The organism is Pseudomonas sp. TJI-51, from assembly GCF_000190455.2.
GTDB classification, from domain to species: domain Bacteria; phylum Pseudomonadota; class Gammaproteobacteria; order Pseudomonadales; family Pseudomonadaceae; genus Aquipseudomonas; species Aquipseudomonas juntendi.
The window spans coordinates 46,044-67,678 of sequence record NZ_AEWE02000113.1; the positions used below are offsets into that span (position 1 = coordinate 46,044).

A 21,635-nucleotide genomic window follows, 5' to 3' on the forward strand; every position below is an offset into this window, starting at 1 on the left:
GCTTGCCGGCGATAGGGCCGTAAGGAGAAATCAGGCGCGCTTGTTGAACTGCGCCAATGCCGGCAACAACTGCTTGTCGATGGCCTGGCGTACCGCCGGCAGAATCGTCGCGCTACCGGTATACATCTGTTCCACCATTCCCTTCAGGGCCCGTGCATTGGGCTCGGTCAGCCCGCGCACCACTGCCTCGCAGGCCTGCTCGGCAGTGGCCCCGGCTGGAATGTCGAACCCACGCGCCCGCAGGTGGCCTGCCAGGTCGTCCTGATCAATCAAATCCGCATGCATCATGGCTGTTGTCCCTTTTATCGCGAAGAGAGTGCTGCTGTGATTTACGACCGATTCTGTGACGCGGGCGACAGACCCGCAACAACAGAATGCCGGCATGGCTGCCATGGCTAAGAACAGGTCGTTTACGGCTAAATCCAGCGCCTTCCCAGGCCCCACACTGAGGCCATTCACGGTACCAGGGGGTTTGGTCACCCTCGTTCATGCACAGTGGATGTTGCTCGCTCTTGGCCCCGGATGCTCACGGCTTTCCGGGGTTATTTTTTTGTTTTAAACCAACTGCGTTTTCCTGCACATCCATCCACCTGGCATTTCTGTCAGGTGACAGTAAAGCTGCGGTAATGATCTGCTGAGGGTGATGAATATCCTCAGGAGCGGCAATGTGAAAACGGCAATCTGGAACAGGATCCTGCTGGCTTCAACGGTGATGTTTTTTGGGGGATGTTCGTCCTCTGGCCCCACCGTGACTGCAGCCACAAGTACCCCAGCCCAACTGTTCACCCTTGAACCCACCCCTACGCGCAAAGGCCTGCTAGACACGGCTAGCGGCAACCTGGCCACATTGCTGGCCGACCCTGCGAACGCAGAGTTTACGCTGGTGAAGATCAACCCGGCTCTTATCAGCCAGCAAACGCAGGATTTGGCGGTGAGCTTACCGGACGGTAAAACCGCGCAGTTTCATTTACGCGATTTCACCACCATCACACCGGGTATTGACGGTTGGGTGGGCTACAAGCATTCGTCATGGAAAGCGGCCCATGCGGCATCTGCTTCGGAGATCGAAAACGATCCGCTTTACTACCTCTCTTTGGTGCGTGAGGGGGACAAGTTGGTGGGCCGCGTAGTTGTCGAAGGGCAGCGTTATCGGCTGGATTCAATCGGCTCGGGTCAGTATGTGCTGATCAAGGTTGATGAATCCAAGCTTCCTGCGGAAGGCGAACCCCTCGTCGACCCAGCAGGGCAGGCGCGCGCTGATACCCAAGGGAAAGCTTCGCTGTCAGCGCACAGCACAATACGCGTGATGTTTCTGGCCACTAATCAACGAAGGGCCAAAAGCCCGTACTATCGGCTTGAGCTCGCCCTGGCGCTGTTCAATGCTAACCAGTACATGAAAAACAGCGACGTGCAGATCACATATGAGCTGGCCGGTTTTTTTGATGAGCCTTACGACGAAACCGGAAGAGATTACAAGCAGCAACTGGATGATATCCGTCTAGCCCAACCATTCGCGGGGAATGTCTTGCGCAGGAGGGAAGCGTTGGGAGCGGATATGGTTTCAATGTATTCTGCAGCGACTGCGCTATGCGGTAAGGCCTGGATTGCGCCAAGTAAAGCCCAGGCTCACTCGGTCATTAGTTGTACCGACTCGCTTGCTCACGAACTCGGTCATAACTTGGGCGCCGATCATAACTGGGAGGAAGGCAAGGGCGAGGGCAGTCCGCCCTATAAGTTTGGCTATCGCTATACAGGAACGCCCAGGTTCAGCACGCAGATGTCGTATGGATGCTCGCCAGCGTGCCCGAGGGTTGCGTACCACTCAAACCCTCGGCTGACGTACCAGGGCATTCCTCTTGGGACTGAGGCACATCATGATGTCGCGCGCCTCTTTAACGAAGCCAGGGAAAAGGTAGAGAACTTCTATCCCGTGCCGCTTGCGCCACCTATGGAGTTGGAATTTTACCCCGAAAAGAATTTTTCTGGGCGCCATTGCAGCCTAGAGTTTCTCCCCAATGACATACGCCCCAACTGCAATGAAGTACATTCGGTTAAAGTTAAGAATTTCAAAGCTGGAATGAGGTTGTGTTTCTACGCCACCGATTTTGACTTTGCCTGTTACCGCGGTTCTTACACGGGTGCTTTTCAGGTGGCGGACCTTGATGCGTCAGGCACATTGCCTGATGGGCTGGAGCGAGAAATCCCTCCTGGTAGTACACCTTTGATCGGAAAAATTCGAAATATCGTGTACACGCTGGACACGTCCGTAACTATTCAACTTTATTCTCTTGCAGACTATCGAGGTGATACCTGCACATTCCGCCTGTCCCATGGCTATGTGCGCAAGATTTCAGACTTTCCAGGATGCGATGCAGTAGCCAGCGGAAAATCACGCTCCGCGAAGGTGTACGCTTTCCCCGGTGGCAACTCCAAGCTTTGTTTCCTTAACACCGACGACCGTCGAAGTCTTTGCTTCACAGGGAGCTATCAGGGCAACTTCCAGATCAGAAATTGGGACGTGGGCAGTGATTTGCCGCAGGGGCTTGTTCGCACGCATGCAGGGGGTGGTTACATGAACGGCTCCGTGCACCGTGTTTCCTTCGGCAGGCAATAGCCCTGGTTGGATCCCCGCTGCTTGAAGGTCGTACCAGTGCAGACGGAATCAATTAGTAACCCGTCTGCGCTGGTTTGGCAGCTGCTGCCGTTCAAGATAACGTGATTTGGCGGCCTACGAAGCAAGCTGCCATCTGGTCGCGTTGGTCATGAAGCAGCTCTTGGAGTATCTGAATACTTATTGGGCTCAACGGTGCCGCTTTAGGCCCTGCCAGGTCGACGTGCAGCAGCATCTGCTCGCTAGCCGCCAATACTCCGTCGAATCCCTTCCTATGCAGGCTGTGGTAGATGTGTAGGCGCTTTTGATCAAAACCGATGATCTGCGTCTGCACCCACACCTCGGTGCCAAGCTTCACCTCATGCAGGTAGTTGATATGCGCCTCCAGGGTGAACAGCGAATGCCCACTCTGCCCTCGGCTGTCGGCATCCAGGCCGATGCGCTCCATCAGCGCATCGGTGGCGTAGCTGAAAATCAGCAGGTAAAAGGCATCGCGCAGGTGCCCGTTGTAGTCCACCCAGTCCTCCTGGACCGGGGTGCGGTAGGTGATCAGTGCGGGCATTGTGGGCTCCTCATTCGCCGAACGACATGCCGTGCTTTTGCTTGCTTCTCTTTACGGCTTCAAGCACTGCAAGCAGGGTGTCATCACGATAGCGTTCCAGGGCGGCAATGCTGCGTTCACCCAGTTGCGCCGAGGTGCCGTCCACCACATCGTCAATCAGCTTGTCGGTCAGTTCCGGTGCGGGCAGGTAGGTCCACGGCAGTTTCAGCGCCGGGCCGAACTGCGACATGAAGTGGCGCATGCCTGCATCGCCACCGGCCAGGGTGTAGGTGAGGAAGGTGCCCATGAACGACCAGCGCAGGCCGGCGCCAAAGCGGATCGCGTCGTCGATTTCACCGGTGGTCGCCACGCCGTCGTTCACTAGGTGCAGGGCCTCGCGCCAGAGTGCTTCGAGCAGGCGGTCGGCAATGAAACCTGGCACTTCCTTGCGCACGTGCAGCGGGCGCATGCCCAGGGCGGTATAGATGACCTTCGCCGCCTCGATGGCTTCGGGCGCGGTACGTTTGCCACCGACGATTTCCACCAGCGGCAGCAGGTACACCGGGTTGAACGGGTGGCCCACCACGCAGCGCTCCGGGTGCGTGGCAGACTCGTAGAACTCGCTGGGCAGCAGGCCGGAAGTGCTGGAGCCGATGATGGCCTCGGGCTTGGCCGCGGCGCTTATTTTTGCGTGCAGGTCGAGCTTCAGGTCCAGCCGCTCTGGCGCGCTTTCCTGAATGAAATCGGCATCGCGTACGCATTCCTCGATGGTGGCGACGAACTTCAGGCGGGCTTGTGACGCGCCGGCCGCCAGCCCCTGCTTCTCAAGCGCTGGCCAGGCATTGGCAATACGCTTGCGCAGCGCCGGTTCCGCGCCAGGTGCAGGGTCCCAGGCGATCACGTCCAGGCCGTGGGCCAGGGCGCGGGCCACCCAGCCGCTGCCGATCACGCCGCTACCCAGGGCGGCGAAGGTCTTGATCTCGGTGATGAAGGGCATATCGAGTCCTCAGGCTAAAAGAATGCTCAGGATTGGCGCCAGTCCTTGTGGGGGCGGGCGGGATCAGCGGCGCTTGAGGTTCATTTTTTCCCGGCCCTCGGCCGGGGTCAGTACACGGGCGCCAAGGCGCGAGATGATCTCCACCGCCCGTTCGACCAGCTGGCCATTGCTGGCCAGCACGCCACGGTCCAGGTACAGGTTGTCTTCCAGGCCCACCCGCACGTTGCCGCCAAGCAGCACGGCCTGAGCCGCCATCGGCATCTGCATGCGGCCGATGCCGAAGCCGGCCCAGGTGACGTTGGCCGGCAGGTTGTCGACCATGGCCTTCATGGTGGTGGTATCAGCCGGCGCGCCCCACGGGATGCCCAGGCACAGCTGGAACAATGGGTCTTCGAGCAGGCCTTCTTTCATCATCTGCTTGGCGAACCACAGGTGGCCGGTGTCGAAAATCTCCAGCTCGGCTTTCACACCCAGCTCGGTGATGCGCTTGGCACCGGCGCGCAGTTGCGCGGGGGTGGAGACGTAGATGGCGTTGCCGTCGCCGAAGTTGAGGGTGCCGCAGTCGAGGGTGCAGATTTCCGGCAGCAGGGCTTCGACGTGGGCCAGGCGCTCCAGCGGGCCGATCAGGTCGGTGCCGGGGCCGAACTCCATCGGCGATTCGCCCGGGCCGATTTCCAGGTCGCCGCCCATGCCGGCGGTGAGGTTGACGATGATGTCGACGTCGGCTTCGCGGATGCGCTCCATGACTTCGCGGTACAGCGCCACGTCACGGCTGAAACGGCCGGTTTGCGGGTCGCGCACGTGGCAGTGGACCACGGTGGCGCCCGCCTTGGCAGCCTCTACGGCAGCGTCGGCGATTTGCCGGGGGGTGACGGGGACAAGGTGGCTTTTCGAGGCAGTGTCGCCGGCACCGGTAAGGGCGCAGGTGATGATGACGTCGTGGTTCATGGTGCGGTTCCTTGTGGTGTATGTGCTGGCCTTTTCGCGGGCAAGCCCGCGCCCACAGGGGACCGTGATGGCCCTGCCCAGGTATGCCCTGTGGGAACGGGTTCAGCCGCGAAGAGGCCCTGTCAGTTGGCGGTAAGCTTGAGGTTGTCCGCAGCCGGCTTGCCATCGAAGGTGGTCACCCCTTCCAGCCAGCGCGCCTTGTCTTCCGGGTGGTCTTTCAGCCACTGGCGGGCCGACTCCAGCGCGTCCTTGTGGTCGAGCAGCGGCTGCATCATGCGGCTCTCGTCCTCGGCGCTGAATTTCAGGTTGGCCAGCAGGCGGTTGGCGTTGGGGCAGCGTTCGGCGTAGTCCGGCGCGGTCACCGTCCACACCGTGGCACGGCCTTCGTCGGGGCCGAGGGCGTCCTGGCTGTCACCCAGGTAGGCCATGTCGATGTTCACGTTCATCGGGTGCGGTGCCCAGCCGAAGAACACCACGGCTTCCTTGCGCCGCACGGCGCGGTCGACCGCGGCGAGCATGCCCGCTTCGCTGGACTCGACCAGCTGGAATTTGCCCAGGCCAAACTGGTTCTTGGTGATCATGGCCTTGATCTGCGTATTGGCCCCCGAGCCTGGCTCGATGCCATAGATCTTGCCGCCCAGTTCCTTTTCGAACTTGTGGATATCGGCAAAGGTTTTCAGGCCCTTGTCATACAGGTATTTCGGCACGGCGAGGGTGGCGCGGGCGTCTTCCAGGCTTGGCTTGTCGAGCACCTTGACCTGCCCGGCGTCGACGAACGGGGTGATGGTCTGGGTCATGATCGGGTTCCAGTAACCCAGGAACATGTCCAGGCGCTTGTCGCGGATGCCGGCAAAAATGATCTGCTGCGAAGCGCTGGTCTGTTTGGTCTGGTAGCCCAGGCCATCGAGCAGCACCTGAGCCATGGCGCTGGTGGCAATGACGTCGGTCCAGTTGACCACGCCCAGGCGAACTTTCTTGCAGGCCGCGGGTTCGGCGGCCAACAGTGGGGAAGTGGCGATGCTGCTCAGGGCAAGGGTCAACAGGCTGCGGCGGATCAAGCTGTGCATGGTGGCTCTCCATCGGCAGGGCATATTGTTATGGGGTTCGGTCTCTCTGGGCCGTGTGAATACGCTACGCTGGCGCCATCTTGCCCAAGCGCACGCTAGCGACAGGAATTAGCACCTGGGCGACCAGTTTCTGTGGAGGGGGATGATGGAGACGATTGCCTTTCTGTTGGTGCCCGGTTTTTCCGCCATGGGGTTCATTTCTGCGGTGGAACCACTGCGGGTAGCCAATCGTTTTGGCGGGCCGTTGTACCGGTGGCAGGTGCTGAGCCTGAACGGTGAGGCGGTGCTGGCGAGCAATGGCATGTCCATCAATGCCGATGCCGCTCTGGGGGAGGGCGAGCCGCCCGACATCCTGCTGGTGGTTGCGGGCTTCGAACCACTTGCCCATGTCGCGCCCAAACTGCTGCATGCGCTGCGCCGGCTCAACCATGACGCTGTCATGCTTGGGGGTATCGACACCGGTGCGATGATGTTGGCCGAGGCGGGGCTGCTCGAGGGTTACCGGGCGACGTTGCATTGGGAGGCGCTGGAGGCCTTCAAGGAACGCTATCCAGGTCTTCAGGCCACCCAGGAGCTGTTCGAGATTGACCGCAGCCGCATCACCTGCGCAGGCGGAACGGCCTCGATCGATCTGATGCTGTACTTGATTGCCCAGGCTCATGGCAGCGAACTGGCGGTCAAAGTGTCCGAGCAGTTCGTGCTGGGGCGTATCCGTCAGCGCCAGGACCACCAGCGCATGCAGATCGGCGCGCGTTACGGCATCAGTAACAAGAAGCTGATCCATGCCATTGGCGAAATGGAAAAACACTTCGAGCCACCACTGACCACGCTGGATCTGGCGGCCGCGATCAAGGTCACGAGGCGTCAACTGGAGCGGTTGTTTCGCATACACCTGGATACCACACCCAGCAGTTTCTATCTCGCGTTACGGCTGGACAAGGCGCGTCAGCTGTTGGCCCAGACCGACATGTCGGTGACCCAGGTCAGCATTGCGTGCGGGTTTGAACTTCCATCGTATTTTACGCGGCGCTACAAGCTGAAGTTTGGGCGGTGCCCGCGGGAGGAACGTCGGCCGGGCGGCCCCAAATGAGCGTCACTCAAGCTCGCGCTCGAGAATCGCCCTCAGTTTTTCCCGGTTGCTCGCTTGCAGGTCCTTGCGAAGCGGGGCAAAACCTTCTGCATTGAAGCGTGCACCCAGATGGTCGAATGTCAGGTTCAACTTTCGGGTGGGCTCGACCGGGTCGGTAACGCAGTAGGTATAAAACAGGATCGCCACCGGAACCTGGTCACCTTCATGGTCCATTTCGATACTTAGATGTGAAGAAGCGTTCATGACGGTGAATTTACGTGCACCCGCCGACTGCAGGGCGTTTTGAATATTTTCTTCCAGGCTTTTGAACCATGGCCCTTTGGCGCGCAGTGGCGGTAGAAAGCCATTGTATACATCGCTGAGCGCAAGCAAGTGCGGCTCATACACAATGGTTTTGTGTGTATGTTCACACAGGCTGAATTTCAATGATTTCAAGGTGGCGAGGGCGTGCGCGAACCATTGCCGAGGCTGGGTCTCCATCGAGTAGCTTTCATTGGCCAATGCTTGTGAATGACGCAGGCAGAGCTGCAAATCTTCCCATGTCTCGAGTGTCAGCCAGGGGGCAGGCTTTATTCTTAGCCGCTCCTCGAATATTCGGGTGTCCAGGCTTGTATCGCTCATGTGGCATTGTTCCTCGATGGCTGCACATGACCAGAGCCGGGTACCAGCACCTTCTGGTACCCGGCCTCGCTCATCAGCTAGTGAAAAACTCGCCCAGGTCTTTTTTGACTTTCTCGTTCACAAGTTCCCGCGCAGCGTCGAAGTGACGAACGCTGAACGTGCCTTGTTGCGAAGCGCGGTAGACGCGGGTAGACGTTTTGTCGACCTTGCGGGTCAGGGCGCCCTCACGCTCGATCTTCGAGTCGTAGCTGGCCTGGAAGCTGGTCATGTACATGGCGGGCAGGCCTTGTGGCGTCATTTCGCACTGGGCTACCACGAAGTTGCTCGATTTGCCGGATTCGCTATGGCTGTGCTTTTCCAGGTGTGCCTTGACTTCCGGCTTCTGCACGACAACCTGCAGAGCACGCCTGGCGCAGGCGGCGCGGCGAGGGTCCGCGGCAACGCTGATGGTGACGGACTTGGTGATCAGATCTGCCAGGGTCAGGTCGTCCTCATCAATGGCATCTTCGGCATGTGCAGTACCTGTCATGGTCCAGCCGAATTTGATCAGGCCATCGTTGTAGAAGTTGTACCACTCGCGCTGCTGGGTTTCCTTGTTGAACTTCTTGTTGGCCAGTGCGGTCATCAAGCCCAGGCCGGACAGGATGTCTTGGGCAACGTCGGCAGGCACATTGTCAGCGAAAACGCAGATGGCCTGGCCGGTAGCGGCAACGCGCTCCTGGCCCTCTTTGCGGATTTTTTCCATTTCAACTTTGATGTCAGCCACTTTGTAATTCCTTGATAGTTTTGAATTTCAAGACACACATGCTGAGCACGTGGTCGGAGGGCACTATCGAGCAATGACGCAGGGGGCATCAGCGGCATGTTGTTCCTCGGGCGTTGGTCCTTCTCTGGTGCTGATCAATCTTCGGGGGCTGGTTCGTCACCGTCTTGCAGGCCCAGGCTGCGCAGGTATTCCGCCCGCTCATCGCTGCGCTGTGCAATGCAGCTGTTCCAGGCGGTCTGGTAGGCCTTGCTGCCTGGCTGTTCAGCGTGGGTTTCGACCTTGCAATCTGCATCACGCAGTTGACGCCAGAGTTGCTCGGCTGCCTCTATTCGCGACATCAGGCCGGCTTCGTCGCCGAACTGGTCACGCATGCGCGCGGCGAGTTCGTCGTAGGCCGACTGCAGCTCACGCTCGGCGACCTGCTTGTTGAATGCTGCACAGGCGAAGGTTTGCTGGTCGGTTTCCACATTGTCGCAAGGTGTGCTTTCTTCCTCGCTGGCCTGGGCCCCGCTCACAACGGCCAGCAGCGCCAGCCATGCCATTGATTTCATCCTTTTTCCCCTCACCTGGCTGTCGAATCGCAGGGATTCTCGCTCAGCCTGCGCTCTGGTGGTAGCTACCTGACCAAATGTTCATGAAGTGGCCGCAAATGCCGTTGTCGAGACTGTCTCGCATCGCCAGCCCGCGCGCCAGATGCCCTGTTGTCGCGCATTGACGCTTTCGGCAAACCCCCTGTCGTTTTTGCATCGGGGCGCCTTTGGGCACAGGCATATGCTGGCCCCAAAGCGCCGGCACAAGGTTTGGCGCCAACCCATTCGATAAAAGGGGACAGCCTGATGAGCCCAGCCGAACTTCACGCCGACAGTATCGTCATTGACGGCCTGATCATTGCCAAGTGGAACCGCGAGCTGTTCGAGGACATGCGCAAAGGCGGGCTCACTGCGGCCAACTGCACGGTATCGGTGTGGGAAGGGTTCAAGGCAACCGTCGACCAGATCGCCGCCAGCCAGAAGCTGATCCGCGACAACAGCGACCTGGTAATGCCGGTGCGCACTACCGCCGACATCCGCAAGGCCAAGGAACTGGGCAAGACCGGCATTCTCTTCGGCTTCCAGAACGCCCACGCCTTCGAAGACCAGATCGCCTACGTCGACGTGTTCAAGCAGCTGGGCGTTGGCATCGTGCAGATGTGCTACAACACCCAGAACCTGGTGGGCACCGGTTGCTACGAGCGCGACGGCGGCCTGTCGGGCTTTGGTCGCGAGATCGTCGCCGAAATGAACCGCGTCGGCATCATGTGCGACCTGTCCCACGTCGGCTCCAAAACGTCCGAAGAAGTCATCCTCGAATCGAAAAAGCCGGTGTGCTATTCGCACTGCCTGCCATCGGGCCTCAAGGAGCACCCGCGCAACAAGTCCGACGCCGAGCTGAAGTTCATCGCCGACCACGGCGGCTTCGTTGGCGTGACCATGTTCGCCCCGTTCCTGGCCAAGGGTATCGATTCGACCATCGACGACTACGCCGAAGCCATCGAGTACACCATGAACATCGTGGGTGAAGACGCGATCGGCATCGGTACCGACTTTACCCAAGGCCACGGCCAGGACTTTTTCGAGTACCTGACCCACGACAAGGGTTACGCCCGCCGCCTGACCAACTTCGGCAAGATCATCAACCCGCTGGGTATCCGTACCGTGGGTGAATTCCCCAACCTCACCGAAACCTTGCTCAAGCGCGGCCACTCCGAGCGCGTGGTGCGCAAGATCATGGGCGAGAACTGGGTCAACGTCCTCAAGGACGTGTGGGGCGAATAAGCCGCTCTCCAAGCCTGAATGCCCCTGCCAGCAACGCCGGGGCACCCAAACAAAAATTTTTATGGAGTTGAGTTTCCATGGCCAAAATCGCCCCGCAATTGCCAATCGAAGTCGACAGCGAGACCGGTGTCTGGACCAGCGACGCCCTGCCGATGCTGTACGTGCCGCGCCATTTCTTCGTCAACAACCACATGGGTATCGAAGAGGTACTGGGCGCCGACAAGTACGCCGAGATTCTCTACAAGGCCGGCTACAAGTCCGCCTGGCACTGGTGTGAAAAAGAAGCCGAGTGCCATGGCCTGGAAGGCGTGGCGGTGTTCGAGCATTACATGAAGCGCCTGAGCCAGCGTGGCTGGGGCCTGTTCGAGATCCAGGACATCGACCTGGATAAAGGCACCTGCAGCGTCAAGCTCAAGCACTCTGCGTTCGTATACGTCTATGGCAAGTGCGGCCGCAAGGTCGACTACATGTTCACCGGCTGGTTCGCCGGCGCCATGGACCAGATTCTCGCTGCCCGCGGCAGCGCTATCCGCACTGTGGCCGAACAGGTCTATGGCGGGTCGGAAGAAGGCCACGAAGATGGCCTGTTCGTTACGAAGCCGTTGTAAGCCGGAGATAGCGTCATGGCATTCGAAGCAATGTTCCAGCCGATCCAGATCGGCAAACTGACCATCCGCAACCGCGTGCTCAGCACCGCGCACGCCGAGGTCTACGCCACTGACGGCGGCATGACGACCGACCGCTATGTGAAGTATTACGAAGAAAAGGCCAAGGGCGGTATCGGCCTGGCGATCTGCGGCGGTTCGTCGGTGGTGGCCATCGACAGCCCCCAGGAATGGTGGGCATCGGTCAACCTTTCCACCGACCGCATCATCCCGCACTTCCAGAACCTGGCCGACGCCATGCACAAGCATGGGGCCAAGATCATGATCCAGATTACCCACATGGGCCGTCGCTCGCGTTGGGACGGCTTCAACTGGCCGACCCTGATGTCGCCTTCGGGTATTCGCGAACCGGTGCACCGCGCCACCTGCAAGACCATCGAGGTGGAAGAGATCTGGCGGGTGATCGGTAACTACGCCCAGGCCGCGCGTCGCGCCAAAGAGGGCGGCCTGGACGGTGTCGAGCTGTCGGCAGTGCACCAGCACATGATCGACCAGTTCTGGAGCCCGCGGGTCAACAAGCGTACCGACGAATGGGGCGGCACGTTCGAGGGCCGCATGAAGTTCGGCCTGGAAGTGCTGAAGGCTGTGCGCGCCGAAGTCGGTGACGATTTCTGCGTGGGCATGCGTATCTGTGGCGACGAGTTCCACCCCGATGGCCTCAGCCACGAAGACATGAAGCAGATCGCGGCCTACTACGACGCGACCGGCATGCTGGACTTCATCGGTGTGGTCGGCTCGGGTTGCGACACCCACAACACCCTGGCCAACGTCATCCCGAACATGAGCTACCCGCCAGAGCCGTTCCTGCACCTGGCGGCCGGTATCAAGGAAGTGGTCAAGGTCCCCGTGCTGCACGCACAGAACATCAAGGACCCGAACCAGGCCACGCGCATTCTCGAAGGCGGCTACGTGGACATGGTCGGCATGACCCGTGCGCACATGGCCGACCCGCACCTGATCGCCAAGATCAAGATGGGCCAGATCGACCAGATCAAGCAGTGCGTCGGTGCCAACTACTGCATCGACCGCCAGTACCAGGGCCTGGATGTGCTGTGCATCCAGAACGCCGCCACTTCCCGTGAATACATGGGCGTGCCGCACATCATCGAGAAGACCACTGGCGTGAAGCGCAAGGTGGTGGTGGTAGGTGCCGGCCCGGCGGGCATGGAAGCGGCCCGCGTGGCCGCCGAGCGTGGCCACGATGTGACCCTGTTCGAGAAGAAGGACCAGATCGGCGGGCAGATCACCATCGCCGCCAAGGCACCGCAACGTGACCAGATTGCCGGTATTACCCGCTGGTACCAGCTGGAGCTGGCGCGCCTGAAGGTTGACTTGCGCCTGGGCACCGCCGCCGACGTGGCGACGATCCAGGACCTGCGCCCGGACGTGATCGTGCTGGCGGTAGGTGGCCACTCGTTCCTTGAGCAGAACGAACACTGGGGCGCCGCCGAAGGGCTGGTGGTCAGCAGCTGGGACGTACTCGACGGCAAGGTTGCGCCGGGCAAGAACGTGCTGGTGTACGACACCATCTGCGAGTTCACCGGCATGTCGGTGGCCGACTTCATCGCCGACAAGGGCAGCCAGGTCGAGATCGTCACCGACGACATCAAGCCGGGCGTGGCCATGGGCGGTACTACCTTCCCGACCTACTACCGCAGCATGTACCCGAAAGAAGTGATCATGACCGGCGACATGATGCTGGAAAAGGTCTACCGCGAAGGCGACAAGCTGGTGGCGGTGCTGGAGAACGAGTACACCGGCGCCAAGGAAGAGCGCGTGGTTGACCAGGTGGTGGTGGAAAACGGCGTGCGCCCTGACGAGCAGCTGTATTACGCGCTGAAGGAAGGTTCGCGCAACAAAGGCCAGATCGACGTGGAGGCGCTGTTCGCCATCAANNGTCCCCCACAAAGCCCCAGCCGATCCTCAGCCAGCCGGGCGAAGGCTACCTGCTGTACCGCATCGGTGACTGCGTGGCCCAGCGCAACGTGCATGCGGCGATCTACGACGCCTTGCGCCTGTGCAAGGACTTCTGATCGCACCGTCTATCTAGAGACGGGACTGGCCCCCCTGTAGGAGCGGCCTTGTGTCGCGAAAGGGCTGCGAAGCGGCCCCAGCAATTCATCAGCGCTGAGAATGCTGGGGCCGCTTCACGGCCCTTTCGCGACACAAGGCCGCTCCTACAGGGGTCCGCGCCGCCCTTGAGGTGGTGCAAGAATCCAGCTGTTGTGGGAGCCTCCCATGTTGAACACCCTGTTACCCATCCTGCTGTTCGCTGCCCTTGGCCTGGCAGTGCTCGGCGCCTTGCGCCGGGTGCGTATGTGGCGACGTGGCCGGGCCTCCAAGGTCGACCTGATCGGCGGCCTGCTGGCCATGCCGCGCCGCTACCTGGTGGACCTGCACCATGTGGTCGAGCGCGACAAGTACATGTCCAAGACCCACGTGGCCACCGCAGGCGGCTTCGTGCTGTCGGCCGTGCTGGCGATCCTGGTGCACGGCTTTGGCCTGCAGAGCAAGATCCTTGGTTACGCGCTGCTGGTCGCCACGGTGATCATGTTCAGCGGTGCCATCTTTGTCTTCAAGCGCCGCCTCAACCCGCCTTCGCGCCTGTCCAAGGGCCCGTGGATGCGCCTGCCCAAGAGCCTGCTGGCGTTTGCCGTGAGCTTCTTCATCGCCACCCTGCCGGTTGCTGGCATCCTGCCGGCCAACACCGGTGGCTGGGTGATGGTCGGCATCCTTGGCCTGGGCGTGCTGTGGGGCGTGTCCGAGCTGTTCTTCGGCATGACCTGGGGCGGCCCGATGAAGCACGCCTTCGCCGGTGCCCTGCACCTGGCCTGGCACCGCCGCGCCGAACGCTTTGGCGGTGGCCGCTCCACCGGCCTCAAGCCGCTGGACCTGGAAGACCCCAACGCGCCGCTGGGCGTGGAAAAACCGGTGGACTTCACCTGGAACCAGTTGCTTGGCTTCGATGCCTGCGTGCAGTGCGGCAAATGTGAAGCCATGTGCCCGGCCTTTGCCGCCGGCCAGCCGTTGAACCCGAAAAAGCTCATCCAGGACATGGTCATCGGCCTGGCCGGTGGCACCGACGCCCAGTTCGCCGGCAGCCCGTACCCTGGCAAGCCGATTGGCGAGCACGGCGGCAGCCCGCACCAGCCAATCGTCAATGGCCTGGTCGACGCTGAAACGCTGTGGTCGTGCACCACCTGCCGTGCCTGTGTCGAAGAGTGCCCGATGATGATCGAGCACGTCGATGCCATCGTCGACATGCGCCGCCACCTCACCCTGGAGAAGGGTGCCACGCCGAACAAGGGCGCCGAGGTGCTGGACAACCTGATCGCCACCGACAACCCTGGCGGGTTCGCGCCTGGCGGGCGTATGAACTGGGCCGCCGACCTTAACCTGCAACTGCTGTCGGAGGTGAAAACCACCGAGGTGCTGTTCTGGGTGGGCGATGGCGCATTCGACATGCGCAACCAGCGCACCTTGCGCTCGTTCGTCAAAGTGCTGAAGGCCTCGGGTGTCGACTTTGCCGTGCTTGGCCTGGAAGAACGCGACAGCGGCGACGTGGCGCGCCGCCTGGGCGACGAAGCGACCTTCCAGCAACTGGCCAAGCGCAATATCCAGACCCTGGCCAAGTACAAGTTCCAGCGTATCGTCACCTGCGACCCGCACAGCTTCCATGTGTTGAAGAACGAATACGGTGCATTGGGCGGCGACTACCAGGTGCAGCACCACAGCACTTACATTGCCGAGCTGATCGCCGCCAACAAGCTGAATTTGGGCCAGCACAAGGGTGGCAGTGTCACCTACCACGACCCGTGCTACCTGGGCCGTTACAACGGCGAGTACGAAGCCCCGCGTGCGGTGCTCAAGGCGCTGGGTATCGAAGTGCGCGAAATGGAGCGCTCGGGCTTCCGTTCCCGGTGCTGTGGCGGTGGCGGCGGTGCGCCGATCACCGACATCCCCGGCAAGCAGCGTATTCCGGACATGCGCATGGACGACATCCGCGAAACCAAGGCTGAGCTGGTAGCCGTGGGTTGCCCACAGTGCACTGCCATGCTCGAAGGCGTGGTCGAACCGCGCCCACAGATCAAGGACCTGGCCGAGCTGGTGGCTGATGTGTTGATCGAAGAAGACGCGCCTGCCGCCGCCAAGCCGCAAGCGGCCAAACGTGAACCTGCGGAGGTGCACTGATGAGCGACATTGTCCGCCGCGACCCACGCGCCGAGTGGATCGCCCGTAACCGTCTGCATCCGCTGCATGCTGCGATGCAGACGCAACAGACCAGCTGGATGGGCCCCAACGGCATCATCCGCAAGAACCCACATGCGCTCGCCGCAGGCTTTGTGGGCCCGGCCGGCCTCAAGCGTATCGACCGCAGTGGCGCCCAGCAGGGCACGGCTGTGGGCGGCCGACGCACCGCGGCGGCCGAGGTCAAGTTGCCGCTGCACCAGGTGCCTGAGCCGGCGTTCTACATTGCCGTAGTGCCAGACATGGTCGGCGGCCGCCTGAGCAGCCACGACCGCGACCTGCTCGGGTTGGCCCATAGCCTGGCCGGCAGCGACGGCGCCGTGCTGGCAGTGGTGTTTGGCGAACACAAGGAAAGCAACTTTTCCACAGCCGGTGTCGATCGCCTGCTGGTGCTCGAAGGCGAGGAATTTGCAGGTTATGCGCCGGAGCAACTGGTGCAGGGCCTGCGCGCTGTGGATAACCAGTTCAATCCGCGCCACTGGCTGCTGCCCGACAGCCGCAGCGGTGGCGGCGAGCTGGGCCGGCGCCTGGGTGCGTCCCTCGGCGAGCGCCCGGCGACGCGGGTCTGGCAGGTCAAGGACGGCCAGTGCATTGGCCGTGCCGGTGCCGGCCAGCAAGACCTGCAACGCGCCGTGCCACGGCTTATCCTGGCGGCGGCCGAGTGTGCCGAGCCGGTCAGCGAAACCCGCCATGAAGCGTTGCCGGTGGAGTTGTCCACAAGCATCGCGCGCAGCCTGTCGCGCATCGAGGACCTTGGCTCGGTGGCTGTAGACCCGGCCACCATCGCCATGGCCGAAGCCGAGTTCATCGTATCGGGCGGCAACGGCGTCAAGGACTGGGACCTGTACCATAAAGCCACTGCCGCCCTCGGTGCGACCGAAGGCGCCTCGCGGGTGGCGGTGGACGATGGCTTCATGCCGCGCAACCGTCAGGTGGGTGCCACCGGTACCTGGGTCACTGCACGGGTTTACGTGGCTGTTGGTATCTCGGGCGCGATCCAGCACCTGCAGGGCATCGGTGCCTGCGACAAGGTGGTGGCGATCAACATGGACCCGGGCTGCGACATGATCAAACGGGCTGACCTGTCGGTAATTGGCGACAGCTCGGCGATTCTCAAGGCGTTGATCGAAGCTGTGGACAACTACCGCAGCGGCGGCCAGCGCGACGCGGCATAAGGGCACGAGCATGAGTACGAAAGTGATCAGCCTGGTTTCCATCGGTGCCCACCCCAGCTCCGGCCGCGCCCGCCGCGCCGAACAGGATGCCCGCGCCGTGGAACTGGGCTTGCAGCTGGCTGGGGATAACTTGCAGGTGGTGCATGCCGGCGACCCTCGTGAAGAAGCGCTGCGCGCCTACCTGGGCATGGGCCTTGAGCACCTGGACGTGCTGGAGCAACCGGCCGGTGCCGATGTGCTGGGCGTGCTGGGGGATTACCTGCGCGATGCCGGGGCGCAACTGGTACTGACCGGCAGCCAGGCAGAGACGGGCGAGGGGTCGGGCATGTTGCCGTTCCTGCTGGCGGAGAAGCTGGGTTGGCCGTTGATTGTAGGGCTGGCCGAGGTGGAGTCGATCGACAACGGCACCGCCCAGGTCCTGCAGGCTCTGCCACGCGGGCAGCGGCGCCGGCTGAAGGTTCGCCTGCCGCTGCTGGCGACTGTGGATAACGCCGCACCCAAGCCACGCCAGAGTGCCTTTGGCCCGGCACGCCGGGGCGTATTGGCGGCGCGTAACGTGGCCATCGTCGAAGACGAACTGCTGGCCGAGGCCGACTTGCAACCGGCCCGCCCACGGCCCAAGCGGTTGAAGGTGATCAAGGCCAAGAGCGGTGCCGACCGCATGAAGGCAGCGACGGCCAAGGCCAGTGGTGGCGGTGGCAAGGTGTTGAAGGACGTTTCTCCACAGGAAGGCGCCGAGGCCATCCTCAAGCTGCTGGTGGAAGAGGGCGTGCTGCGTTAAGGCTTCACGCGATCCCTTGTAGGAGCGGCCTTGCGTCGCGATGGGCTGCGCAGCAGCCCCGGCAATCTTGAGTCAGGCTCGAAATCCAGGGGCTGCTGCGCAGCCCATCGCGACACAAGGCCGCTCCTACAATGAATCGCGCAGGCTTGATCAGCGCTGACTCGGCTTATAAGTCATAGATGAGCCTGGCTCTATAGGGTTTTGCCCACAATCACTGTTAGCTGCTCTGTGGATAATCTGTTCGGTACTATCTGAAACCCGCGCAGGTCGTGGCTTGAGAAGAATTGATCAAAAAATAATCAAATTGAATCGGTGGCCTTCTGATTCATGATTATCAAGGTCTTGAATCGCTTATCCACAATCCAATCGCTGCGCTTTCGCGTTTTGCCCACAAACTCTGTTGGTGTTTCTGTGGGTAAGGTGTACGGAGTCTTCTGTAGCCCTACAGTCATGGCGCCTTGGTGGATTTGACCAAAAAATGATCAGCCATTTCCCCTGACATTTATGCCAGTAGGCAAACCTTCCTGTGACCGCTACGGTATTCCTGCCAGCTCATACCTGTGGATAACCTATGGCAACTTATTTACTGACGACAGATCTACAGCGCTCGGTGTTGCCAAGTCTGCACGCTTATTCACCCTACGGCTTCCGGAAAACCAGCCCAGCACCCGTCCTGGCTTTTGGTGGCCAGCGTCGCGATCCATTCACGGGCAGCTACCCGTTGGGCAATGGCCATCGTTTCTATAGCCCGACCCTGATGCGCTTCACGACTTGCGACTCACTCAGCCCCTTTTCCAAGGGAGGTATCAATGGGTATGTCTACTGTGGGGCAGATCCGGTAAACCGCCATGACCCAAGCGGCGCATTCTGGAGCGTTGTGCTAAGAACCATCGCCTTCCTGTCAAGCGGTGCCACCTTGGGTGGGGCGTTGGCACGTACCGGTCAAAATGTAGTGAAGCGCAGAGCCGCTTTTCGGGAAGCAGCTACCAATCGGGGGATGGAGAGTGGCGCTACTCATAGCGAGTTGCCCCATTTCAGCAGGGTTGCAAACCAGCAATTCCTCTTTACAGGGGGCACTGGTACTGCAGCGCAGCTGTACGCTGCGATCTCTGGTCTGAGCCCGGCCTCTCAGACGGCAACGGATGTACTGGGCTTGTTCAATGCAGGCACTAATCTGAGCGGCGGATACTTTGGCAACTACGTGTCAGCCAGTGACCTGGTCAGGTACCTGTGGCAATACCCGAGGGAAATCCCAGGAGTAGCTCTGGAGACGGTCATGGATGTCACGATGTTGGATGAGATGCTATCTAGCGTAGGCCGCGCATTTACATATGTAGGGCGAGGGGTTGCAGCAGCTGCGGCCAGGATAAGGTCTTGGAGGACGGGCCCCTATGACGTCCCTGAATAGCAGTGATTTACAGTGATTTGGGCAAGCCTGACGCGCTCCGCCCAAAGCAGGCAGAGCGTTGTCAGGTGGCGGGTGATTCTTACTGCGCCTGCACTTCCTTCAGGTACGGCGCCGGCTCCGCTCCCAGGTTGTTCAACACCCGCTGGCTGTACCAGTCGATGAAGTTGACTACGCCAAACTCGTAAGTCTTCGAGTACGGCCCTGGCTGGTACGCGGTGGAGTTGATCCCGCGCTGGTTCTCTTCGGCCAGTCGACGGTCCTGGTCGTTGGTGGCGTCCCACACCTTGCGCATGTTTTCCGGGTTGTAGTCCACACCTTCCACAGCGTCCTTGTGCACCAGCCACTTGGTGGTGACCATGGTTTCCTGGGCACTGATCGGCCATACGGTGAACACGATCATGTGGTCGCCCATGCAGTGGTTCCACGAGTGCGGCAGGTGCAGGATGCGCATCGAGCCCAGGTCCGGGTTCTTGATGCGACCCATCAGTTTCTGGCAGGCCTGCTTGCCGTCCATGGTCATCGACACGGTGCCCTTGAGCAGCGGCATGCGCACGATACGGTTACGCAGGCCATGGCTCTTGTGCAGGTAAGGGATCTTCTCGGCTTCCCAGGCGGCGGCAGAGGCGGCCACGTGGTCCTTGAATTCCTGGCTGGCGCGCGGGTCGTTGGTGTCGTCCCATTCCAGCAGGGTTTGCAGCAGCTCCGGGTGCGAACCGTTGCAGTGGTAGCACTCGCGGTTGTTTTCCAGTACCAGCTTCCAGTTGGCCTTTTCCATCAAGGTGGTCTGCACCGCCACCTTGGTGTTTTCCATGTCGTACGGTTCCATGTAGTGGTCCAGGGTGGCCAGGAACTCGTCGATGGCTGGCGGGTTCTGCGCCAGGCTGATGAAGATGTAGCCGCCTGCGACCTTCACGTTCACGGGCTTGAGGCCATACTGGTTCATGTCGAAGTCGGCACCCATCTCGGTGCCGGCGAACAGCAGGCGGCCGTCCAGCTCGTAGGTCCACTGGTGGTATGGGCACACCAGCTTGGCCACCTTGCCTTTTTCGCTGACGCACAGGCGTGAGCCGCGGTGGCGGCAGACGTTGTGGAAGGCATGCACCTTGCCTTCGGCACCGCGCACCACGATGATCGGATTCTTGCCGATCTGCAGGGTGATGTAGTTGCCCTTGGCCGGGATCTCGCAGGTCATGCCGGCAATCAACCATTCCTTATGGAAGATTTCCTGCATGTCGATCTGGAACAGACGCTCGTCGGTGTAGAACGGCTGGGGCAGCGAGTAGGTGCGCTCGCGGGTCTGCAGCATCTCGGCGGTAGCCTTGCGTGCAGGTTCAAGTGGATCGCCCAGGCTCAGGGTTGCGGTGACGTCCATCGTGTATTCCTCGGGGCCGTGCGCGGCCGGCAAAAGGTGGCTAATCGTTGTGGTGGTGCCGCAAGGCTGTCGTTGAAAAAACAGCATGTTGTTTTGCCGTGGAGTGTGCGTCCGAAGACGTCGTGAACCGTATCCATGGGCGACATGGCCGAATTGAATAACGACGCGCCAGGCCTTGTGCCACGGGCCTGGTCGCGATAAGCACGTCGATGTCGCAGGCAGGAATGTGCGTCGTGTTCAGCTTGCGCATTATCGCAGCCATAAAAAGGGCCATAGTCGGCCGCTGGAGATGAACATGTCCGATACCTTCCTCAATCCGGTCACTACCCAGACCTGGGCCAATGGCCGCCACATCGTGCGCTGCGTCAAGGTCATCCAGGAGACCTGGGACGTGCGCACCTTCTGCTTCATGGCCGACCAGCCAATCATGTTCTTCTTCAAGCCAGGGCAGTTCGTCACCCTGGAGCTGGAGATCGAAGGCAAGCCGGTGATGCGTTCCTATACCATCTCCAGTTCGCCATCGGTGCCGTACAGCTTCTCGATCACCGTCAAGCGCGTGCCGGGCGGGCTGGTCTCGAACTTCCTGCACGACACCATGCACGAAGGCCTCGAGGTGCCGGTGCACGGCCCTGTGGGCCTGTTCAATGCCATCGACTTCCCTTCGGGCAAGGTGCTGTACCTGTCGGGCGGCGTGGGCATTACCCCGGTGATGTCGATGGCGCGCTGGTTCTACGACACCAACGCCAATGTCGACATGGTGTTCGTGCACAGCGCCCGCTCGCCGAAGGACATCATCTACCACCGCGAGCTGGAGCAGATGGCTTCGCGTATCCCCAACTTCAGCCTGCACATCATTTGCGAAAAGCATGGCCTGGGTGAGCCGTGGGCGGGTTACCGCGGGTACCTGAACCAGCGGCTGATGGAGCTGATCGCGCCGGACTACATGGAGCGCGTGGTGTTCTGCTGCGGCCCGACGCCGTACATGAACGCGGTCAAGCGCCTGCTGGAAGCGGTCGGCTTCGACATGGCCAATTACCACGAGGAATCGTTCGGCGCCACGCCGCCAGAGGCCAAGGCCGACGCCGTGGAACACGCCGAGCAGGCGGCCGATGCCCCAGAGCTGGACGTCTCCGACCTCAACCTGGTGGAGTTCATCGGCAGCGAGAAGAGCATTCGCATTGCCCCGGGCGAGACCGTGCATGCCGCGGCAGCCAAGGTTGGCCTGATGATCCCGAAAGCCTGCGGCATGGGCATTTGCGGTACGTGCAAGGTGCTCAAGCTGGGTGGCGAAGTGGAAATGGAGCACAACGGCGGCATCACCGAAGAGGACGAAGCCGAGGGCTACATCCTGTCGTGCTGCAGCGTGCCGAAAGGGGATGTGCGGATCGATTACTGATCCGCAATTGGGGGGCTGCTGCGCAGCCCATCGCGACACAAGGCCGCTCCCACAGGCGATCGCGGTCCCTTGAACTGCGCCCCTGACGTTGGACAAAAATCCAACCTCAGGGGCCTTTCATATGAGCAAGTACAC

At 61.0% G+C, this 21,635-nt stretch carries 18 protein-coding genes and 1 pseudogene; 10 read left to right on the forward strand and 9 right to left on the reverse strand.

From position 1 onward, the window contains the following. Positions 1-30: 30 nt before the first annotated feature. A complete protein-coding gene (locus G1E_RS21785) occupies positions 31-288 on the reverse strand; it encodes a hypothetical protein (RefSeq protein WP_009682891.1) in 258 nt (85 codons plus the stop codon). A gap of 379 nt (positions 289-667) precedes the next feature. Here G1E_RS21785 and G1E_RS21790 point away from each other — a divergent pair, with 379 nt between their 5' ends. Continuing rightward, complete coding sequence (locus tag G1E_RS21790) at positions 668-2,614, forward strand: reprolysin-like metallopeptidase (RefSeq protein WP_033690408.1); 1,947 nt, start codon at positions 668-670, stop codon at positions 2,612-2,614. 91 nt (positions 2,615-2,705) lie between these two features. Here the strand turns inward: G1E_RS21790 and G1E_RS21795 are convergent, their stop codons facing one another. From G1E_RS21795 to choX, 4 genes are all read right to left on the reverse strand, one after another. Continuing rightward, positions 2,706-3,173, reverse strand: a complete 468-nt coding sequence (locus G1E_RS21795) for a thioesterase family protein (protein ID WP_009682893.1) — start codon at positions 3,171-3,173, stop codon at positions 2,706-2,708. A gap of 10 nt (positions 3,174-3,183) precedes the next feature. Continuing rightward, complete coding sequence (locus G1E_RS21800; RefSeq protein ID WP_009682894.1) at positions 3,184-4,149, reverse strand: L-carnitine dehydrogenase; 966 nt, start codon at positions 4,147-4,149, stop codon at positions 3,184-3,186. Between the two features lie 63 nt (positions 4,150-4,212). Further along, complete coding sequence (locus G1E_RS21805) at positions 4,213-5,097, reverse strand: 3-keto-5-aminohexanoate cleavage protein (RefSeq protein WP_047150102.1); 885 nt, start codon at positions 5,095-5,097, stop codon at positions 4,213-4,215. A 122-nt stretch (positions 5,098-5,219) separates the two neighbouring features. Then, positions 5,220-6,164 carry a choline ABC transporter substrate-binding protein gene (gene choX / locus G1E_RS21810; RefSeq protein ID WP_009682897.1) on the reverse strand — a complete coding sequence of 315 codons (945 nt, stop codon included), beginning with the start codon at positions 6,162-6,164 and terminating at the stop codon, positions 5,220-5,222. 142 nt (positions 6,165-6,306) lie between these two features. Here choX and G1E_RS21815 point away from each other — a divergent pair, with 142 nt between their 5' ends. Then, positions 6,307-7,254, forward strand: a complete 948-nt coding sequence (locus G1E_RS21815) for a GlxA family transcriptional regulator (RefSeq protein ID WP_033690410.1) — start codon at positions 6,307-6,309, stop codon at positions 7,252-7,254. A gap of 3 nt (positions 7,255-7,257) precedes the next feature. Here G1E_RS21815 and G1E_RS21820 read toward each other — a convergent pair whose 3' ends face one another. The 3 genes from G1E_RS21820 to G1E_RS21830 all read right to left on the reverse strand — a co-directional run bounded on the left by G1E_RS21820 (position 7,258) and on the right by G1E_RS21830 (position 9,192). Continuing rightward, positions 7,258-7,875, reverse strand: a complete 618-nt coding sequence (locus G1E_RS21820) for a hypothetical protein (RefSeq protein WP_033690411.1) — start codon at positions 7,873-7,875, stop codon at positions 7,258-7,260. Between the two features lie 73 nt (positions 7,876-7,948). Continuing rightward, positions 7,949-8,641 carry a hypothetical protein gene (locus tag G1E_RS21825; protein ID WP_009682900.1) on the reverse strand — a complete coding sequence of 231 codons (693 nt, stop codon included), beginning with the start codon at positions 8,639-8,641 and terminating at the stop codon, positions 7,949-7,951. Between the two features lie 134 nt (positions 8,642-8,775). Further along, complete coding sequence (locus tag G1E_RS21830; RefSeq protein ID WP_033690412.1) at positions 8,776-9,192, reverse strand: lysozyme inhibitor LprI family protein; 417 nt, start codon at positions 9,190-9,192, stop codon at positions 8,776-8,778. A 285-nt stretch (positions 9,193-9,477) separates the two neighbouring features. On the opposite strand from G1E_RS21830, the gene G1E_RS21835 reads away from it, so the two are divergent. From G1E_RS21835 to G1E_RS21865, 7 genes and pseudogenes are all read left to right on the forward strand, one after another. Continuing rightward, positions 9,478-10,455, forward strand: a complete 978-nt coding sequence (locus G1E_RS21835; protein WP_009682902.1) for a dipeptidase — start codon at positions 9,478-9,480, stop codon at positions 10,453-10,455. Between the two features lie 77 nt (positions 10,456-10,532). Further along, complete coding sequence (locus tag G1E_RS21840) at positions 10,533-11,063, forward strand: DUF5943 domain-containing protein (protein ID WP_029886397.1); 531 nt, start codon at positions 10,533-10,535, stop codon at positions 11,061-11,063. 15 nt (positions 11,064-11,078) lie between these two features. Beyond that, positions 11,079-13,153, forward strand: a pseudogene (dgcA, locus tag G1E_RS21845) (dimethylglycine demethylation protein DgcA). A 205-nt stretch (positions 13,154-13,358) separates the two neighbouring features. Then, positions 13,359-15,311 (forward strand): dimethylglycine demethylation protein DgcB, encoded by a 1,953-nt coding sequence (dgcB, locus tag G1E_RS21850; protein WP_009682905.1) that lies wholly within the window; start codon positions 13,359-13,361, stop codon positions 15,309-15,311. Next, positions 15,311-16,543 (forward strand): electron transfer flavoprotein subunit alpha/FixB family protein, encoded by a 1,233-nt coding sequence (locus tag G1E_RS21855; protein WP_047150103.1) that lies wholly within the window; start codon positions 15,311-15,313, stop codon positions 16,541-16,543. Before dgcB ends, G1E_RS21855 begins: the two co-directional genes overlap by 1 nt. 10 nt (positions 16,544-16,553) lie before the next feature. Further along, positions 16,554-17,324 (forward strand): electron transfer flavoprotein subunit beta, encoded by a 771-nt coding sequence (locus tag G1E_RS21860; protein WP_009682908.1) that lies wholly within the window; start codon positions 16,554-16,556, stop codon positions 17,322-17,324. 571 nt (positions 17,325-17,895) lie between these two features. Then, a complete protein-coding gene (locus G1E_RS21865; protein WP_033690414.1) occupies positions 17,896-18,732 on the forward strand; it encodes an RHS repeat-associated core domain-containing protein in 837 nt (278 codons plus the stop codon). Between the two features lie 79 nt (positions 18,733-18,811). On the opposite strand, the gene gbcA is transcribed toward G1E_RS21865, so the two are convergent. Next, positions 18,812-20,104, reverse strand: coding sequence for a glycine-betaine demethylase subunit GbcA (gene gbcA, locus G1E_RS21870; RefSeq protein WP_009682910.1), 1,293 nt, complete (start codon positions 20,102-20,104; stop codon positions 18,812-18,814). 295 nt (positions 20,105-20,399) lie between these two features. Between gbcA and gbcB the strand changes: the two genes are divergently transcribed. Next, positions 20,400-21,500, forward strand: a complete 1,101-nt coding sequence (gbcB, locus tag G1E_RS21875) for a glycine-betaine demethylase subunit GbcB (protein WP_009682911.1) — start codon at positions 20,400-20,402, stop codon at positions 21,498-21,500. Positions 21,501-21,635 lie beyond the last annotated feature (135 nt).

Coding starts and splice junctions, on each gene's coding strand:
- G1E_RS21785 (WP_009682891.1), bottom strand. CDS start 288: ATGATGCATGCGGATTTGATTGATCAGGACGACCTGGCAGGCCACCTG.
- G1E_RS21795 (WP_009682893.1), bottom strand. CDS start 3,173: ATGCCCGCACTGATCACCTACCGCACCCCGGTCCAGGAGGACTGGGTG.
- G1E_RS21800 (WP_009682894.1), bottom strand. CDS start 4,149: ATGCCCTTCATCACCGAGATCAAGACCTTCGCCGCCCTGGGTAGCGGC.
- G1E_RS21805 (WP_047150102.1), bottom strand. CDS start 5,097: ATGAACCACGACGTCATCATCACCTGCGCCCTTACCGGTGCCGGCGAC.
- choX (WP_009682897.1), bottom strand. CDS start 6,164: ATGCACAGCTTGATCCGCCGCAGCCTGTTGACCCTTGCCCTGAGCAGC.
- G1E_RS21815 (WP_033690410.1), top strand. CDS start 6,307: ATGATGGAGACGATTGCCTTTCTGTTGGTGCCCGGTTTTTCCGCCATG.
- G1E_RS21820 (WP_033690411.1), bottom strand. CDS start 7,875: ATGAGCGATACAAGCCTGGACACCCGAATATTCGAGGAGCGGCTAAGA.
- G1E_RS21830 (WP_033690412.1), bottom strand. CDS start 9,192: ATGAAATCAATGGCATGGCTGGCGCTGCTGGCCGTTGTGAGCGGGGCC.
- G1E_RS21835 (WP_009682902.1), top strand. CDS start 9,478: ATGAGCCCAGCCGAACTTCACGCCGACAGTATCGTCATTGACGGCCTG.
- G1E_RS21840 (WP_029886397.1), top strand. CDS start 10,533: ATGGCCAAAATCGCCCCGCAATTGCCAATCGAAGTCGACAGCGAGACC.
- dgcB (WP_009682905.1), top strand. CDS start 13,359: ATGTTGAACACCCTGTTACCCATCCTGCTGTTCGCTGCCCTTGGCCTG.
- G1E_RS21855 (WP_047150103.1), top strand. CDS start 15,311: ATGAGCGACATTGTCCGCCGCGACCCACGCGCCGAGTGGATCGCCCGT.
- G1E_RS21860 (WP_009682908.1), top strand. CDS start 16,554: ATGAGTACGAAAGTGATCAGCCTGGTTTCCATCGGTGCCCACCCCAGC.
- G1E_RS21865 (WP_033690414.1), top strand. CDS start 17,896: ATGGCAACTTATTTACTGACGACAGATCTACAGCGCTCGGTGTTGCCA.
- gbcA (WP_009682910.1), bottom strand. CDS start 20,104: ATGGACGTCACCGCAACCCTGAGCCTGGGCGATCCACTTGAACCTGCA.
- gbcB (WP_009682911.1), top strand. CDS start 20,400: ATGTCCGATACCTTCCTCAATCCGGTCACTACCCAGACCTGGGCCAAT.